At 35.2% G+C, this 15,620-nt stretch carries 16 protein-coding genes; 10 read left to right on the forward strand and 6 right to left on the reverse strand.

Annotation, left to right across the window (positions count from 1 at the left end; genetic code table 11):
• The first annotated feature begins 10 nt into the window (after window positions 1-10).
• The 4 genes from ACMHJ2_RS01285 (at window position 11) to ACMHJ2_RS01300 (ending at window position 1,988) form a co-directional block, all read left to right on the forward strand.
• Complete coding sequence (locus tag ACMHJ2_RS01285) at window positions 11-595, forward strand: RNA polymerase sigma factor (protein WP_413511153.1); 585 nt, start codon at window positions 11-13, stop codon at window positions 593-595.
• Complete coding sequence (locus ACMHJ2_RS01290) at window positions 595-825, forward strand: hypothetical protein (protein ID WP_413511154.1); 231 nt, start codon at window positions 595-597, stop codon at window positions 823-825. Before ACMHJ2_RS01285 ends, ACMHJ2_RS01290 begins: the two co-directional genes overlap by 1 nt.
• Window positions 806-1,633 carry a mechanosensitive ion channel family protein gene (locus ACMHJ2_RS01295; RefSeq protein WP_413511155.1) on the forward strand — a complete coding sequence of 276 codons (828 nt, stop codon included), beginning with the start codon at window positions 806-808 and terminating at the stop codon, window positions 1,631-1,633. Before ACMHJ2_RS01290 ends, ACMHJ2_RS01295 begins: the two co-directional genes overlap by 20 nt.
• 136 nt (window positions 1,634-1,769) lie before the next feature.
• Window positions 1,770-1,988: a hypothetical protein gene (locus tag ACMHJ2_RS01300; protein WP_413511156.1), complete on the forward strand. Its 219-nt coding sequence runs from the start codon at window positions 1,770-1,772 to the stop codon at window positions 1,986-1,988.
• Window positions 1,989-2,242: 254 nt separating this feature from the next.
• On the opposite strand, the gene ACMHJ2_RS01305 is transcribed toward ACMHJ2_RS01300, so the two are convergent.
• Window positions 2,243-3,070, reverse strand: a complete 828-nt coding sequence (locus ACMHJ2_RS01305; RefSeq protein ID WP_413511157.1) for a universal stress protein — start codon at window positions 3,068-3,070, stop codon at window positions 2,243-2,245.
• Between the two features lie 180 nt (window positions 3,071-3,250).
• Between ACMHJ2_RS01305 and rimP the strand changes: the two genes are divergently transcribed.
• The 4 genes from rimP to ACMHJ2_RS01325 all read left to right on the forward strand — a co-directional run bounded on the left by rimP (window position 3,251) and on the right by ACMHJ2_RS01325 (window position 8,825).
• Window positions 3,251-3,718: a ribosome assembly cofactor RimP gene (gene rimP, locus ACMHJ2_RS01310; protein WP_413511158.1), complete on the forward strand. Its 468-nt coding sequence runs from the start codon at window positions 3,251-3,253 to the stop codon at window positions 3,716-3,718.
• Window positions 3,719-3,729: 11 nt separating this feature from the next.
• Window positions 3,730-4,968 carry a transcription termination factor NusA gene (gene nusA / locus ACMHJ2_RS01315; RefSeq protein WP_413511159.1) on the forward strand — a complete coding sequence of 413 codons (1,239 nt, stop codon included), beginning with the start codon at window positions 3,730-3,732 and terminating at the stop codon, window positions 4,966-4,968.
• A 54-nt stretch (window positions 4,969-5,022) separates the two neighbouring features.
• A complete protein-coding gene (infB, locus tag ACMHJ2_RS01320) occupies window positions 5,023-8,025 on the forward strand; it encodes a translation initiation factor IF-2 (RefSeq protein WP_413511160.1) in 3,003 nt (1,000 codons plus the stop codon).
• Between the two features lie 125 nt (window positions 8,026-8,150).
• Entirely contained in the window at window positions 8,151-8,825 is a 675-nt protein-coding gene (locus ACMHJ2_RS01325; protein WP_413511161.1) for a zinc metallopeptidase, read from the forward strand.
• 169 nt (window positions 8,826-8,994) lie between these two features.
• Here the strand turns inward: ACMHJ2_RS01325 and ACMHJ2_RS01330 are convergent, their stop codons facing one another.
• Window positions 8,995-9,807: an endonuclease/exonuclease/phosphatase family protein gene (locus ACMHJ2_RS01330; protein WP_413511162.1), complete on the reverse strand. Its 813-nt coding sequence runs from the start codon at window positions 9,805-9,807 to the stop codon at window positions 8,995-8,997.
• 142 nt (window positions 9,808-9,949) lie between these two features.
• Between ACMHJ2_RS01330 and ACMHJ2_RS01335 the strand changes: the two genes are divergently transcribed.
• Both ACMHJ2_RS01335 and ACMHJ2_RS01340 read left to right on the forward strand, forming a co-directional pair.
• Window positions 9,950-10,903, forward strand: a complete 954-nt coding sequence (locus ACMHJ2_RS01335; protein ID WP_413511163.1) for a bifunctional riboflavin kinase/FAD synthetase — start codon at window positions 9,950-9,952, stop codon at window positions 10,901-10,903.
• Window positions 10,875-12,185, forward strand: coding sequence for an HTTM domain-containing protein (locus tag ACMHJ2_RS01340; RefSeq protein WP_413511164.1), 1,311 nt, complete (start codon window positions 10,875-10,877; stop codon window positions 12,183-12,185). Before ACMHJ2_RS01335 ends, ACMHJ2_RS01340 begins: the two co-directional genes overlap by 29 nt.
• A 57-nt stretch (window positions 12,186-12,242) precedes the next feature.
• Here ACMHJ2_RS01340 and ACMHJ2_RS01345 read toward each other — a convergent pair whose 3' ends face one another.
• The 4 genes from ACMHJ2_RS01345 to ACMHJ2_RS01360 all read right to left on the reverse strand — a co-directional run bounded on the left by ACMHJ2_RS01345 (window position 12,243) and on the right by ACMHJ2_RS01360 (window position 15,179).
• The gene (locus ACMHJ2_RS01345; RefSeq protein ID WP_413511165.1) at window positions 12,243-13,013 is read right to left on the reverse strand and encodes a UDP-2,3-diacylglucosamine diphosphatase; all 771 of its coding nucleotides are present in this window, start codon (window positions 13,011-13,013) and stop codon (window positions 12,243-12,245) included.
• Window positions 13,014-13,019: 6 nt separating this feature from the next.
• Window positions 13,020-13,472: a 6-pyruvoyl trahydropterin synthase family protein gene (locus tag ACMHJ2_RS01350; protein WP_413511166.1), complete on the reverse strand. Its 453-nt coding sequence runs from the start codon at window positions 13,470-13,472 to the stop codon at window positions 13,020-13,022.
• Between the two features lie 82 nt (window positions 13,473-13,554).
• A complete protein-coding gene (locus ACMHJ2_RS01355; protein WP_413511167.1) occupies window positions 13,555-14,346 on the reverse strand; it encodes a hypothetical protein in 792 nt (263 codons plus the stop codon).
• Window positions 14,347-14,417: 71 nt separating this feature from the next.
• Window positions 14,418-15,179, reverse strand: coding sequence for an enoyl-CoA hydratase/isomerase family protein (locus ACMHJ2_RS01360; RefSeq protein ID WP_413511168.1), 762 nt, complete (start codon window positions 15,177-15,179; stop codon window positions 14,418-14,420).
• Window positions 15,180-15,620 lie beyond the last annotated feature (441 nt).

The raw sequence follows: 15,620 nt of genomic DNA on the forward strand, positions 1-15,620 counted from the left end.
AATTAGTAGTATGAGGATAGATGTGCAAAGTCGGAACTTTGTTTCTATGACAGATGAGGAATTGGTGCAATTCATTATCCATAATGGAAATACAAGTTTGTTTGGTATTCTTTATGACCGATATGGCCAGAAGGTATACCAAAAATGTTTAGGATTTGCTGAGTCTCGAGATGCTGCAGAAGATTTAACACAGGATGTTTTCGTGAAATTATACCTTAATTTAAGGTCTTTTAGGGGAGAAGCGAAGTTTTCAACTTGGCTTTATTCCTTTACGTATAATCATTGTGTGAATTATTCTAAGTCAATTTTGAGGAGACAACGCAATAATGAGGTATTACAGGAAGAAGCATTGTATGTTTCGATTGTGGATGAGGAAGTGACGGATGAAGAGATTTTTTCATTAACGGTTGAAAAACTTCAAGAAGCACTTGGATTAATTGACCCTGAAGATAAAATTGTTCTGTTGATGAAGTATCAAGATGATAAATCGATTAAGGAAATAGCACTTTTGTTGGAATTAGGTGAAAGTGCTGTTAAAATGCGATTACACAGGGCTAAAAAGAAAATTGTAGAATTATATCATTCGTTGTCATAATGGAAAATCCTTTTAAGAAAATACTGCAAGACGAGAAATTGCCGGAATATCTGAAAAATCGGGTGATTGACAATTTGAATTTTATTAAACTGTCCTTAGATGTGTCAGAATTATATACGGTACAAGTGCCTAAAGTAGTTGAATCACTTTTGGGAGATGTTGATAAAGAGAAAGAAAAGAAAATAATAGAAAAAATTAAAAAAGAAAATCATGATGGAGAAATTATATAATTTTGAATATCCAAGTGAAATGATTAACGATGTGGTGAATTCACTGATAAAAGGTGTTTTTGGTTTTCTGCTAATCGCTGGCTATATCTTGCTTTGCTGGTTGTTGTTGAAACTTTTTTCTTATATTATTAAAAAAGTGTTTAAACTGATTCGCTTGGAAAAAATTCAAGGCGGATTAGATGAAAATGAGTTTTTAAACAAAATTAAAATTAGAGTTAAAGTAGATGCTATCTTGCTTTTCTTTGTAAAAGTTTTTTTAGTTTTCTTAATGGTATTGATAGGTGCGGAGCTATTTGGATTAGAGATTGTTTCGCGAGAAATAGGTAATTTGATGATGTTTGTGCCGAAGTTATTCGTGGCCTTGTTGATTTTTATTGGGGGACTTTATTTTGCTTCTTGGATTAAGAAAATTGTTGTAGAGGTGCTAAAAGCGGTTGACTTTGTAGGGGCTCGTATGATTGGAAATATTTTATTCTATTTGATTTTGATCTTTGTAGTGATTACTACTTTAAACCAAATGGGAATCGATACCTCAATTGTAACAAGTAACATCTCAATTATTATTGGCGCAATTTTGTTAACTGTCGCTTTGTCTTTAGGTTTGGGTGCAAAAGATGTAGTTACGAAGTTATTATATTCATTCTATGCTCGAAAAAACCTAGAAGTAGGCCAATATATTGCCATTGATGGGTTGAAAGGATATGTTATCTCAATTGATAATATATATCTGTGTTTGTTGGTAGAAGGAAAAAAGAACTACATTCCCATTAAGACTGTTTCTGAAAGTCATATTGAGATTTTGAGTTAAACGCATGTACAACATCTAAAATAAGGATGTACTTACTATAGCTAAAAAGGCTTCAAAAAGGATCTAACTTTTTGGAGCCTTTTTTTTGGAATATAATGCAGTCTGTCGGACCAGGGTCTAAAGTTGAAGAAATTAAATGAAAAGCATTTTGATGGTTGATGGCTTGTGTTATTCTTGGGAGTTGATAAAAGATTCCTTGGAGAGTGGTAGAACCTTTCTTCGACAAAAAGCTGTTTTTTCAAGCAATCTATGGGCTATTCATGAAGAATTGTCGAAGGAATATCAAGTAAAGAAGGTTTTGGAAGGGGTTGATTGTTTGTTGAGCAAAGGAGCGTATAGGAAAAATATAAGCTGAGCAAGCGTATAAAAACCAATGAATTATAAACGGGAAGCGGTTAGCTGTCGCAGGTTTCACTTTGTAGGCTGTTCCTTTTTACCCGGGATTAATGCTTCAAAACCAAATAAAAGGTTGTTTTGTAGAAGAGAAAATCCAAGGCGAATAGAAATAAAAAAGCCTTTTCGTATAGAAAAGGCTTTTTTAGTAGTACGTGGTGTGAAAGGCAAGGTAAAATAAGACTTGCTTCTTGCCGTTCAATTTATCCTAAAAAATTAATCAATTTTAAAGGTAAGAACAGATATTGACGAGTGATTAACTAAATCCTCACTGATACTTCCATTAAAGAAATGAGCTAATCCTGTACGGCCATGTGTAGCAATTGCAATTAAGTCAGCATCGATTTTTTCACAAAAATTTAAAATACCTTTTTCTACATTAATATCGTTGTAAATGCTTAGATCAAATTCTTTATCTGTAACATCTTCTAAGAAAAGGTCTAAGGTTTCTTCGGCAACATGGGTTGGCTTGAAGCTATTCGGTGTATTGACCATTAAGAGATTTAATTTAGCACCTAGTGTTTTATTTAGCGCCAAAGTACTTTTAAAAGAGTCTTTCATTTCGCTTGTAAAGTCAGAGGCGAAAACTACATTTTTAAACGTTGTATCTTCAATTTCTCCTTTTACAACAAAAACAGGAACCGGTGAGGTGCGAACTACTTTTTGGGTATTAGATCCAACAAAGTATTCTTTCATTCCACTTGCTCCATGAGATCCCATTACAATTAAATCAACAGCATTGTGAGTCGCAGATTTTGTAACCCCTTGAGAGGTGCGGTCTAGGATCAAACTCGTTGATACCGTTAAGCCGTCAAATAAGGAATCCATCGCAATTTGCTGTAATTTTTGTTCAGCTGCATTTTTGAAAAACATCACTTCAGGTGCAGGAGTGCCTTTGCTAATACCATCACTTGTTTCTTGGGGTAGATCCAAAATGTGTAATAAGATAACTTCTGCGTTGTATTTTTTCGCGAAACTTACACCTGCCTTAATGGCATTATGCGCTTGTTGCGAAAAATCCGTAGGTATTAATATTTTTTTCATAAATTAAGTTTAAAGTGGATTAAGTCTTTGATATGTTTTTTTTAGTGTTCTAAAATTAAGCATATAATTATCAATACACAAAAGTTTTTATTAGTACAAAAAAAATAGTATATTTGCACCGTTATTTATTAAAGAAGTTAAATAATGAGGGGACATTATAGTCCCCTCTTTTTATAGCATATGACATTTAAAAATAAAGTAAAAGAATTGCTGGATGCAGCTTTAGCCGAGAAGCAAGAGTTGTTTTTGATTGAAATGACAATTTCTTCAGATAATAAAATTCTAGTGATTCTAGATGGAGATCACGGAGTTAATTTGCAAGGTTGTATCGATATAAGTAGAGCTATTGAGCATAACTTAGATAAAGAAGAACACGATTTTGCTTTGGAAGTTGCTTCTGCAGGGGCTACTGCACCTTTAAAGTTATTGCGTCAGTATAATAAGAATATTGGCCGAAAGTTGAGTCTAGTAACTTTGAGTCAAGAAAAATACGAAGCAACTTTAACGGAAGTCAGAGCGGAAGCGATCGTATTACAGTGGAAAGCCCGTGAGGCAAAAGCTGTTGGAAAAGGAAAGGTTACAGTTGAAAAACAAGCTGTTATACCATTCGAGAATATAAAAGAAGCTAGTGTAATAATTTCATTTTAAAAAAATATCAGATGGAGAATAGTGGTTTAGTAGAATCGTTCTCAGAATTTCAAGAGTTAAAATATATAGATAGAGTTACGTTAATGGCCATCTTAGAAGATGTATTTAGAAATGCATTGAAAAAGAAATATGGCGATGATGATAATTTTGATATCATTATTAACCCTGATAAAGGAGATTTCCAGGTTTTTAGAAGTAGAATCGTTGTAAACGATGGTGAGGTTGAAGATGAGAAATACGAAATTTCATTAAGTGAAGCTAGAAAGATTGAATCAGATTTTGAGGTAGGTGAAGAAGTTTCAGAAGAAGTGAAATTAGAAGATATTGGTCGAAGAGCCGTTTTAGCTTTACGTCAATATTTGAATTCAAAAGTTACAGAGCATGATAATGCTACGCTATATAAGCAGTTTAAAGAAGTCATTGGAGAGATTTACGTGGCAGAAGTACATCATATCCGTCCAAAAGTTGTAATTTTGATGGATGATGAAGGAAATGAGATTGTTTTGCCTAAAGAGAAACAAATTCCTTCTGACTTTTTCAGAAAAGGAGATACGGTGAAAGGAATTATTGAGGCTGTTGAATTGAAAGGTGCAAAACCTCAAATTATTATGTCTAGAACCTCGACTCGATTTTTAGAGCGATTGTTAGAACAAGAGATTCCTGAAATTGGAGAAGATAAGATTTTTGTAAAACGAGTAGTTCGTATCCCGGGCGAAAAAGCAAAAATTGCTGTAGAAGGATCGGATGATAGAATTGACCCAGTAGGTGCTTGTGTTGGAATGAAAGGGTCACGTATTCATGGTATCGTTAGAGAACTTGGAAATGAAAATATAGATGTTATTCATTATACAGCTAATACAGATTTATTTATTAAACGTGCTTTGGCACCAGCAAAAGTAAATAAAGTTGTATTTGATGAAGAAACGAAAAAAGCAAATGTATATTTAGATACAGAAGAAGTTTCTCGTGCGATTGGTAAAGGAGGGCAAAACATTAAGTTAGCAGGAATGTTAACAGGATTTGATATCGATGTGATGCGCGAATTGAACCCAGAAGATGATGATGTTGAATTAAGAGAATTCGGCGATGAAATTGAAGGGTGGGTAATTGAAGAGTTTGCTAAGATTGGATTAGATACTGCAAAAAGCGTGTTGAGCCTAAGTGTTGAGGAGTTAATCAAGCGTACAGATTTAGAAGAAGAAACCGTTCAAGATGTTCTTCGCATTCTGAAAGAGGAGTTTGAAGATTAACAAAAAACACTTCTATGTAACAACACAACACAAATAATACACTAAAAAGATAATATGTCTGAAGAAAGAGCAATAAGAATAAATAAAGTTTTAAGGGAATTAAATATTTCTCTGGATAGAGCCGTGGACTTTTTGAAAGGCAAAGGGTATGATATTGAAGCAACACCGAATGCTAAGATTTCAGAAAATGAATACAATGTTCTAAATAAACAGTTTTCTGCTGATAGAGGGAAAAAGGAAGCTTCTATTGAAGTGAGTGAGGAGAAAAGAAAAGAAAAGGAAGCGCTTAAAGTTCAGCGTGAACGTGAATTAGAAGAGAAAAGAAAACAAGAAGAACAAGCTCGTATCAAGAAAGAACAAGAAGTAATTAGAGCTAAAGCAGAAGAACAAGTTTCTATCAAAACTGTGGGGCAAATTGATCTTGAACCTAAAAAAACTTTAGAATCTTCTTCAGCTGTATCTGATAAAGTGGTTGAGAAAGAAGAAATTAAAGCTGAGCCTGTAAAGAGAGAAGAACCAGTTGCGAAAGAAAGCGTTGCAAAAGAAAAAGTAGAGGAAAAAGTTGAAGCTGCTCCTGCTGCTAAGGTTAATGTCAATTCAAAAACTGATTCAGCAGAACATACGACAAAAAAAGTTGAAGCGAAAAAGAAAGTAGCTAATAAAGAATCAAAAGAAAAAGACAAACCTGTGGAAGAAAAGCAACATAAGGAGTCTGCTAAAACAGCAAACCAAGAAACTAAGGTGGTGGAAGGGGATAAGACCGAAGTGGCGATAGCGGATGAAATCATCAAAACAAACTATCAAAAACTTTCTGGAACTACTTTTACAGGACAAACAATTGATTTATCTCAGTTTGACAAGCCTAAGAAGAAGAAAGAGGATAAGAAGGAGGATAAAAAAGGTGCTGCAGCAGCAGGAAGAAATAAAAGAAAGCGCATTATAAAACCAGCAACTGAAGGTGCTGGGACAAATCAAACTAATGCGGGAGCAAATGCAAATAAACCTGCAGGCGCAAACAATAATCGTCCAGGAGGTAATAACAACCGTCCAGGAGGAAACAATGCGAACAGACCCGGTGGTGCACCAGGTAATAAGTTCAATAAGAGCAATAACAACACGCGAAGAAATGTACCTGTTGTAAAAGCAGAGCCTACAGATGAGGAAGTTAAAAACCAAATTAAAGAGACTTTAGAGCGTTTACAAGGAAAAGGGACGAAATCTAAAGCTGCAAAATACCGTAGAGATAAACGAGATGTTCACCGTAGAAAATCTGACGATGAACAAAGAGCATTGGAAGCAGGAAGCAAAGTGCTTAAAGTGACGGAATTCGTTACTGTAGGTGAAATTGCTACTATGATGGATGTGCCTATTACTAAAGTAATCGGAACTTGTATGTCATTGGGTATTATGGTAACAATGAATCAACGTTTAGATGCTGAAACATTGACTATCGTAGCAGATGAATTTGGCTACGAAGTAGATTTTACAACGGCTGATTTAGAAGAAGCTATTGAAGAAGCTCCAGATAGACCAGAAGATTTAAAACCTCGTGCGCCAATCGTTACTGTAATGGGACACGTTGACCACGGAAAAACATCTTTACTGGATTATGTGCGTAAAGCAAACGTAATTGCAGGAGAATCAGGAGGAATTACACAGCACATCGGAGCATATGGAGTAACTTTAGAAAGTGGACAACAAATTACTTTCTTAGATACACCAGGTCACGAGGCGTTTACAGCAATGCGTGCACGTGGAGCTCAAGTTACAGATATTGTAATTATTGTTATTGCTGCGGATGATGACATTATGCCACAAACGAAAGAGGCAATTAGTCACGCACAAGCTGCAGGTGTTCCAATTATTTTTGCAATCAATAAAGTGGATAAGCCAACAGCAAATCCAGAAAAAATAAAAGAGAGATTAGCCTCAATGAATTTACTCGTTGAAGAATGGGGAGGTACTTATCAATCACAAGACATTTCTGCGAAACAAGGTATCGGAATGAAAGAGTTATTGGAGAAAATTTTACTTGAAGCAGAAATGCTTGAATTAAAAGCGAATCCAGATAAATTAGCATCAGGTACAGTTGTAGAAGCTTATTTAGATAAAGGACGTGGATATATTTCAACCGTATTAGTACAAGGTGGTACTTTACGCGTAGGAGATTATTTACTTGCCGGCTGTAGTCATGGTAAGGTACGTGCGATGCATGATGAGCGTGGAAACGCAGTTAAAGAAGCTGGACCATCAAGACCAATATCTGTATTAGGTTTAGATGGAGCTCCAGGTGCAGGTGATAAATTCAATGTATTTGAAGAAGAAAAAGAAGCGAAACAAATTGCTACAAAACGTACACAATTGTTACGTGAGCAATCAGTTAGAGCACAAAGACATATTACACTTGCTGAAATTGGACGTCGTATCGCTTTAGGAGATTTCAAGGAATTGAATATTATCTTAAAAGGAGACGTGGATGGATCTGTTGAAGCACTTTCTGATTCATTCTCGAAATTGACAACAGAAGAAATTCAAATCAATATTATTCACAAAGGTGTTGGAGCCATTACCGAATCAGATGTATTGTTAGCTTCTGCTTCAGATGCGATTATTATCGGATTTAATGTTCGTCCAATGGCTTCTGCGAAAGTATTGGCAGATAAGGAAGAAATCGATATCAGAAACTACTCTATTATCTATGCTGCAATCGACGACTTAAAAGATGCAATGGAAGGAATGTTATCTCCAGAGTTGAAAGAAGAAGTTACTGGTACTGCTGAAATTAGAGAGTTATTCAAAATTTCAAAAATCGGTACTATTGCAGGATGTATGGTTCTTGATGGTAAGATTTTCCGTAATTCTAGAATCCGTTTAATCCGCGAAGGAGTTGTTATCTATACAGGAGAACTTACTGCGCTTAGACGTTTCAAAGATGATGTGAAAGAAGTATCTAAAGGATACGATTGTGGTATTCAAATTAGAAACTACAATGACATTAAAGAATATGACACAATTGAAGCTTTCCAAGAAGTGGAAGTTAAGAAAAAGCTTAAATAAGCATTTATACGCATAAGATTGAAAAGAGAGGTGATGAACCTCTCTTTTTTTTATGACAAAATGACTGTATTTTTGGTTTGGCGCACCATTTGCTATTTAAGTAAGGAACATTAATTGATTGATATATGTTTATATGGATTTTTATGATTGCCATGATGCTTGCCAGTTGGTGGGTCGGTAATCGTTTACAAGCAAAGTTTAAGAAGTATTCTGAGGTTCATTTGCAAAATGGAATGAGCGGGGCAGAGATTGCCCAAAAAATGCTTTTTGATCATGGAATTAGAGATGTACGTGTTATATCAACACCGGGAAGATTAACAGATCACTATAATCCGGTGGATAAGACCGTTAATTTAAGTGAAGCAGTATACAACCAACGCAATGCCGCCGCGGCAGCTGTTGCAGCCCATGAGGTTGGACACGCTGTCCAGCATGCACAAGCATACCATTGGTTAACCATGCGTTCAAAATTAGTCCCAGTTGTAGAAATTTCATCTCGTTTTATGCCATTCGTTTTAATCGGTGGTGTATTAATGCTACAAACCTTTCCTCAATTATTATTGATTGGAATCGTCTTATTTGCAATGACTACAATATTTGCATTTGTGACTTTACCAGTTGAATATGACGCTAGTAATAGAGCATTAAAATGGTTAGAAGCCAAAAACATAGTAACACCCCAAGAATATGTGGGCTCGAAAGATGCCCTAACATGGGCCGCAAGAACGTACGTTGTTGCCGCAATTTCTTCTTTGGGAACTTTGTTATATTATGTAATGATTTATATGAATAGAAGGTAATAGATGTTTTTTATTATATTTTAATTGTTAGAAAAGGATTTCAAACTGAAATCCTTTTTTTTTGTATTAACATCAAAAAGCTGGAGCTATGTGAAAGTTCTGGATCTTAAGGCAATGCTGAGGAGCGAACGGTCGCACCCAATAGTTCATCTGCTAATGCGTTATTTCTTTATTCTATTTCGATTAGAAGAGGGATATGGTCCGAAATTTTCAACGCTTCTTTCAGTGTTTCAAAATCTTCAAAAAAGAGGATTGCTTTAGATGATTTAATTGTAAATATAGCCGATTGAAGAAAAATATTGTCATAGGCATTGGCTAAACAATCGTTGTTGATGCATTTTTGACGAAGGGATGTTTTTTGATTTACAAACGCGGGTGTATATCCTAGGTTTTTAAGCGGATTAAATACGGAGTGCGCTTCTGACAAATTGAAATCGCCCAAAAAAATCAACCTGTTTTTTTCATAGTGCGCCGGTAAGAATTTCAAGTATTTAATTTCTTTTTCTGGTTGGTGCTTTTTTGGTAAAGCATGGATATTGACTAAGGTGAATTGCAAATCTTTATACTGAAAAGTAGCCATATACGGTTCTCTTTCTATTTCCTCTTGGTAGGTAGGCTCCAAAAAGGCTTTCTTTTGTAGTTTTACGTGCTTGGTTTTCCATAAATAGGCATAACGTTCTGAACGGTAAGGAGAACTTACGGTGGGTTCGCTTAGGGCATACTCCCATTTGGATCCACTTTTTCTATTGAGCTCTTCATGTAAGGCAGCTATTGTTTGTGCTCCACTGGGATTGGTAACGACTTCTTGGATGGCAACAACATCGGCCTGTTTCATTATTTTAGCCATATAACTAAGGCTGTTTTCTGTTTTGCTACTTCCTATATTTTTTAAATTCCAAGTCATTATTTTAACCTGTGAAAACAGAAGAATAGGGGTAAATACAAAAAGAAAAAGGCAGGTGTATTTTAGTAAACGAGGCATGTTAATTACTTTAGATTAGGCTTATTATTATATAAAAATCAAGGTGATTTGTAAAAAATGAAGTATTTTTACCGCTTGACTATTTATTTAGAAAATGGGGCAAAACTAAGTAAAATCCCTTTAAAAGACTAAAGTTATCATCGTGAAAATATTTTCTTCCATTAGCGAATTTAAAACAGATAAAAAGGTTGTGGCAACATTGGGAACGTTTGATGGCGTTCATGTTGGACATCAAATGATTATTAAAAAATTGGTTGATGCTGCTAAAGAGTTGGACGCAGAAAGTTTAGTATTAACTTTTTTTCCACATCCCCGTATGGTATTGAAACAAGACCATGGCATTCGCTTGTTGAATACGTTGGAAGAAAAACAAGAACTTCTGGCAGGTTTGGGGTTAAATAATTTAGTAGTTCAGAAATTTGATTTGGATTTTGCCAACTTATCTGCTGAGGAATTTGTAAAACAAGTCTTGGTTGATACCTTCAATATTTCTAAAATTATTATAGGCTACGATCATCGTTTTGGAAAAAATAGAACTGCTGATATTCATGATTTGAAGCGATTCGGCGCTATTTATGGCTTTGAAGTAGAAGAGATTTCAGCTCAAGAAATTGATCATGTTTCTATTAGCTCAACTAAAATCAGAACGGCATTAGAGCAAGGGAATATTGTGTTAGCTAATGAGTTTCTAGGTCACGAATATTATTTTTCAGGTAAAGTTATTCATGGAAAAAAACTAGGAAGAACCCTTGGATTTCCAACCGCCAACTTTGAAATTTCTGAATCCTATAAAATGATTCCTCAAAACGGAATATATGTAGTAGCGTCAGAAATTGATGGTATTAAAGTTAAGGGAATGATGAGTATTGGTATAAATCCAACTTTTGCGAATCATCCACATACTTTAGAAGTAAATTACCTAGATTGGTCTGGAGATTTATATGATAAAACACTTAAAGTTCGTATCTTGAATCGCATTAGAGATGAACAAAAATTTAATTCGCTTGAGGAGCTTGTGGAACAGTTGAAAATGGATGAGAACGCAACAAGAGCATATTTTAAGGACTATGTGGAAAAAAGCACTACAACCCGTTGACAATGCCCCTTTATTAGTATTTCGTATCTTTTTTGGGTTTTTATTTGCTTGTGAATCCTTTGGCGCGCTTGCGACAGGCTGGGTAAGAGAAAATATGGTCGATGTAAAATTGACCTTTTCTCATATTTATATGGATTTTTTGCAAGTATTGGTTGGTCCACAAATGTATGTCTACTTTTTTGTTATGGGCTTAGTTTCTGTGGCGGTTATGTTGGGTTATCGCTATAAATGGTCTATGCCTTTGCTTACTCTTTTATGGGCAGGCGCCTATTTTCTTCAGAAAACATCGTATAATAATCACTATTATATGTTGCTGATTATCTGCGTTTATATGTGCTTTTTACCTGCAGCCTCTTATAAGTCCTTAGACGTAAAAGCGAATCGCGTGAAAGAAGAGCTTTCTATGCCTTTGTATTTTAATTGGATTTTTATCTTTCAAGTTAGTGTCCTTTATATTTATGGTACGGTTGCTAAATTTTACCCCGATTGGTTGGATGGAACGTTTACAGAATTGATGTATAACTCTGCCAACATTCCGGATGCTTTTAAAAATGTATTTACTCAAAAAGAATTTTATTTAGTTATTGCCTATTTAGGAATCATCTTCGATGGTTTGATTGTCCCGGCGCTGTTGTGGAAACGCACGCGTACCTTAGGATTAATTGCTTCGTTGATCTTTCATTTATTCAATTCAGCAACGTTACATATTGGCATTTTTCCTTATTTTGCACTTACTTTCGCTGTGTTCTTTTATCCCTCGAGTCAGATTCAACGCATCTTTTTTAAAAAGAAACCGGTATTAGAGGAAAAGACCAATTTCACGACCCCTCAGTTGAGTAAACCTGTTTTGGCCTTTTTAGCTATTTTCATGTTCTTTCAATTTGCGTTACCTTTAAGACACCATTTTATTGAAGGAGATGTTTTATGGACGGATGAGGCACATCGTTTAAGCTGGCGCATGATGTTGCGTTCTAGAGCGGGATATACAACTTTTATTGTAGAGAATAAAAATACCAAAGAACGTTACTTCTATCCTTCAGAGCATATCTTAAGTTCCAAGCAAAATTCCCGTTTAAATACGTCGGATATGATTTGGCAGATGGCACAATACATTAAAGAGGATTATGCAAATCAGGGAATAGATGTCGCTGTTTATGCGGATAGCTGGGTCTCAATTAATGGTAGGTCCTATAGCAGATATATTGATGAAAAGACCGATCTGGCGAGTACGCCTTGGAATTATTTTTCGCATAGCGAGTGGATCTTAGATAAACCGTTTTAAGGTTAGTTTTTGGTTCTTTAGCGTAAAGGAACAAAACTAAAAGCATAAAAAAAAGCCTTATTTAGAAGGCTTTTTATATTTTTCTAGATGAAAATCTTCGTTAAAATAACCATAGGTGAAATAGTTAATCCAATCGCCTAAGTTAATGTATTTGGAGTGTTCGTTTAATTCAATAACCATTGGTAGATGGCGATGTCCAAAGATGAAATAATCATAATGTTGGGTTTCTAGTTTCTTTTTTGCATATACAACTAACCATTCCTTATCTTCTCCTAAGAAGCGAATGTCTTCATCTCCTGAAATAAGTTTATTTTTTACAGATAAGTATTGTGCTAAGCGTACACCTATATCAGGATGTAGCCAATTGAATAGCCATTTAGAGAATTTGTTTGTAAATACTTTTTTCATGCGCTTATACCCTAAGTCACCAGGGCCTAATCCATCTCCATGGCCAATGAAAAATGATTTGTCATTGATGTTGAAAATTTGCGGTTCATGAAAAACGGGAATACCAAGTTCGGTCTGGAAGTAATCATTCATCCATAAATCGTGGTTTCCAACAAAAAAATAAATGGGAATTCCTTTGTCTTTTAATTGAGCTAGCTTTCCAAGTATACGCACAAATCCTTTGGGAACAACGGTTTTGTATTCGAACCAAAAATCAAAAAGATCACCTAATATAAACAGAGCGCCCATATCTTCTTCTTTTTCATTGAGCCATTCTAAAAAAAGCTTTTCTCTTGGTAAACTTTTTTCACGAGTTGGCGCTCCGAAGTGTTGATCAGAAGCAAAGTAAACCCCTTTAGTGGTATGGATTGTAAAACTCACGCTAACTTATAAATTATCAGATTGGAACCATTCAGCATACGAGGAGTCGGTTTCTTGTAAACGCAATGAATACAAGGCTAGATTGGAAGGTAAACGATTTTTGATTTTAGTAGCAAAATCAATAACCATATTTTCGCTCGTGGGTTGGTAATCTACCAAAATAACGTGATGTCCTCTGTTTTTAAGCTCTTGTGCTAACTCAACATGAGGAGTATTTTGATTGAAAACGGTAGCGTGATCAAAAATATCTACAATCTCTTCTTTTACTATTTTTTTTAGATCACTGAAATCAATTACCATTCCAAATTTAACATTAGTAGCGTCGGTTATAGGTGTACCTATTACGGTAACGGCTAATTTATAACTGTGCCCGTGTACATTGCGACATTTACCGTCATAACCATATAAGGCATGACCTGTTTCGAAAGTAAATTGTTTTGTAATTCTAATTTTAGACATAACCAAAAATTTTGACAAAGGTAATGAAAAATCTAGTTGGGTAGTCTGATATCACCAGAGGATTTGATTCGTTAGGTCAATTTTAGAATATGCGATAGTTGATTTGAAGTTTTGCCATTGGATAATATTTGAACCATCTCAGATAAGAATTGACTTTTTCAAAGTTCTCGCCTGCTGTAAGTGATCGATCAATGTTTATCCCATTTTGTTTTAAAGAATACTCGCCTGCAAATAGGATACCCAATTCGGCTTTAATGCCTAAACGCCTTTTGGGAACAGCTCTACCTAAACCGAATCCTATATACGGTTTAATTGTATTACCCAAAGTTAATTCAGCATTTAACTGCCCATTTGTAATGTCTAGTTTTTGCCCATTAAACTCAAGTTGTGGCCAGTCATAGGGCGCTTGTAATTGAGCTGGACTTCCGTCTCTATTGGTGATAATACCCTTAGCGGATAATTTGGTCTGACCAAAGTAAAACCCTCCACTAAGGTAAATCCAGCCCTTTTTAATAGGAAAGTAATCCACCACAAGATGGCCATGTACATTTTTTGCCTGGGCTTTCATTGTATAAGACACCTCTTGTCCGAAGGCTTGCTTTAAGACCCCATAGGGATCGTTTAAATGAAAAGCATGAGATGTGGTATTGTAATCATACGTGCTTATTCCACCTTTGAGGATTAGATTGGATAGTAAAGGAGTTGTGGCTTCTGCGGTAAAACCTAACGTGCTCATTCCTGCGGTGACCGTCAAGTGGTTAAAGGATCTTTCTGTGTTTTCTTGCTGAGTGTGCTGTCGCGTGTGTTGCGCCAAAATTGAAAAGGGGAGCAATAAGAAGAAACCAAGGTAGAAAGATAGAAATGAGTTGCGCATTTTTCTTTTAAAGATAGATAAAATAAAAACGCGATTCGGTAGAGAATCGCGTTTTCTAGTTTGTATTTCTGTTACTTCTGTTTAAACGTATTTAAGGCGTTTATGGTAAATTCGGATAAGACTAATCTACCCGATATTTCTGCTCGTTGTGGTAAAAGTTCATCCCAATGAGCTGTGCCTTCCCAGAATATTTTTTTCATTTCGCTTAAAGCTTCTGGATTATAAGCGCTCACTCTTTTTGCAAAGGCGGTTAATTCTAAATCTAAACGTTCAATAGAATCATATACTTCGTCATATAAACCTTTTTGGTGCGCCCAGTTAGCTGTTTTCCATTCATTCGCCGTGAGGGACATAGAAGTAAAAGCGGTTTTTCCTATTTTTCTTGATACGGCGGGTTCTATAACGAAGGGACCGATACCAATAGCAAGCTCGGATAGTTTGATAGCCGCTTGTTCTGTAGCAAAACAATACTCACAAGCAGCAGCTAATCCAACGCCTCCCCCTACTGTTTTTCCATGAATGCGACCAATGAAAATCTTGGGACTCTTGCGGATGGCGTTAATAACTGAGGCAAAACCAGAGAAGAACCTTTTTCCTGTAGCCTTGTCTTGAACGGCTAGCAATTCATCAAAAGAAGCCCCTGCACAAAAAGCACCCGTTCCTTCACTTTGTAAAATTACAGTTGTAATCTCGTTGCTCGTACTTAGCTGGTTAATGGCTGTTGTTAATTCTTCCAATAAGGAACTTGGAAAGGAATTACTCATTGAACTATAAAAAGTAATTGTTGCAATTTTGTCCGCCACTGCGGTTTTTATGTATGAATTAGGTTCCATAATTGAAGTCTTTTGCCAAATGTAAGAAATCTTGAGAAAGCATTAAAATGTTTATGACCAGGGAATCGAGTTTATGTAGAAAAGAATAAAAAGAAGAGGTTCGTTTCTTTCTATTTTTTTTGTATTTAGTACTTTTTTAGGGTCGGAAAAATTATTTTTAACAAAATGAAAAGACCGTATTGATTTAAGGTTAAAAGGTATTCTTACACTTAAAAAGAACGTGTATTAGCAGTGGTTTGTTTCCTTTTTTAAAGGCTATTTAGAAGTTAAAAAGCTTGTGTTTTACTTTCTTCATGTCTGTATAGTACTAATGTGTAAAAAATATATTTTTTAGTTAGTTTCTGAAAATTAACATAAAATTATTTTCTTTATATATATCTATGTTTACTTGTGTTTTTGTCTTTATATTAACTTTTATTTACAGTTTAACTTTTGTTATTT

The sequence above is a fragment of the Myroides odoratus genome (genome assembly GCF_965118575.1).
In the GTDB taxonomy this organism is placed as follows: Bacteria; Bacteroidota; Bacteroidia; order Flavobacteriales; family Flavobacteriaceae; genus Flavobacterium; species Flavobacterium odoratum_B.

What these genes read in the sequence shown, in the direction of transcription:
- ACMHJ2_RS01285 (WP_413511153.1), top strand. Translation starts at nt 11, where the DNA reads ATGAGGATAGATGTGCAAAGTCGGAACTTTGTTTCTATGACAGATGAG.
- ACMHJ2_RS01290 (WP_413511154.1), top strand. Translation starts at nt 595, where the DNA reads ATGGAAAATCCTTTTAAGAAAATACTGCAAGACGAGAAATTGCCGGAA.
- ACMHJ2_RS01295 (WP_413511155.1), top strand. Translation starts at nt 806, where the DNA reads ATGATGGAGAAATTATATAATTTTGAATATCCAAGTGAAATGATTAAC.
- ACMHJ2_RS01300 (WP_413511156.1), top strand. Translation starts at nt 1,770, where the DNA reads ATGAAAAGCATTTTGATGGTTGATGGCTTGTGTTATTCTTGGGAGTTG.
- ACMHJ2_RS01305 (WP_413511157.1), bottom strand. Translation starts at nt 3,070, where the DNA reads ATGAAAAAAATATTAATACCTACGGATTTTTCGCAACAAGCGCATAAT.
- rimP (WP_413511158.1), top strand. Translation starts at nt 3,251, where the DNA reads ATGACATTTAAAAATAAAGTAAAAGAATTGCTGGATGCAGCTTTAGCC.
- nusA (WP_413511159.1), top strand. Translation starts at nt 3,730, where the DNA reads ATGGAGAATAGTGGTTTAGTAGAATCGTTCTCAGAATTTCAAGAGTTA.
- infB (WP_413511160.1), top strand. Translation starts at nt 5,023, where the DNA reads ATGTCTGAAGAAAGAGCAATAAGAATAAATAAAGTTTTAAGGGAATTA.
- ACMHJ2_RS01325 (WP_413511161.1), top strand. Translation starts at nt 8,151, where the DNA reads ATGTTTATATGGATTTTTATGATTGCCATGATGCTTGCCAGTTGGTGG.
- ACMHJ2_RS01330 (WP_413511162.1), bottom strand. Translation starts at nt 9,807, where the DNA reads ATGCCTCGTTTACTAAAATACACCTGCCTTTTTCTTTTTGTATTTACC.
- ACMHJ2_RS01340 (WP_413511164.1), top strand. Translation starts at nt 10,875, where the DNA reads ATGTGGAAAAAAGCACTACAACCCGTTGACAATGCCCCTTTATTAGTA.
- ACMHJ2_RS01350 (WP_413511166.1), bottom strand. Translation starts at nt 13,472, where the DNA reads ATGTCTAAAATTAGAATTACAAAACAATTTACTTTCGAAACAGGTCAT.
- ACMHJ2_RS01355 (WP_413511167.1), bottom strand. Translation starts at nt 14,346, where the DNA reads ATGCGCAACTCATTTCTATCTTTCTACCTTGGTTTCTTCTTATTGCTC.
- ACMHJ2_RS01360 (WP_413511168.1), bottom strand. Translation starts at nt 15,179, where the DNA reads ATGGAACCTAATTCATACATAAAAACCGCAGTGGCGGACAAAATTGCA.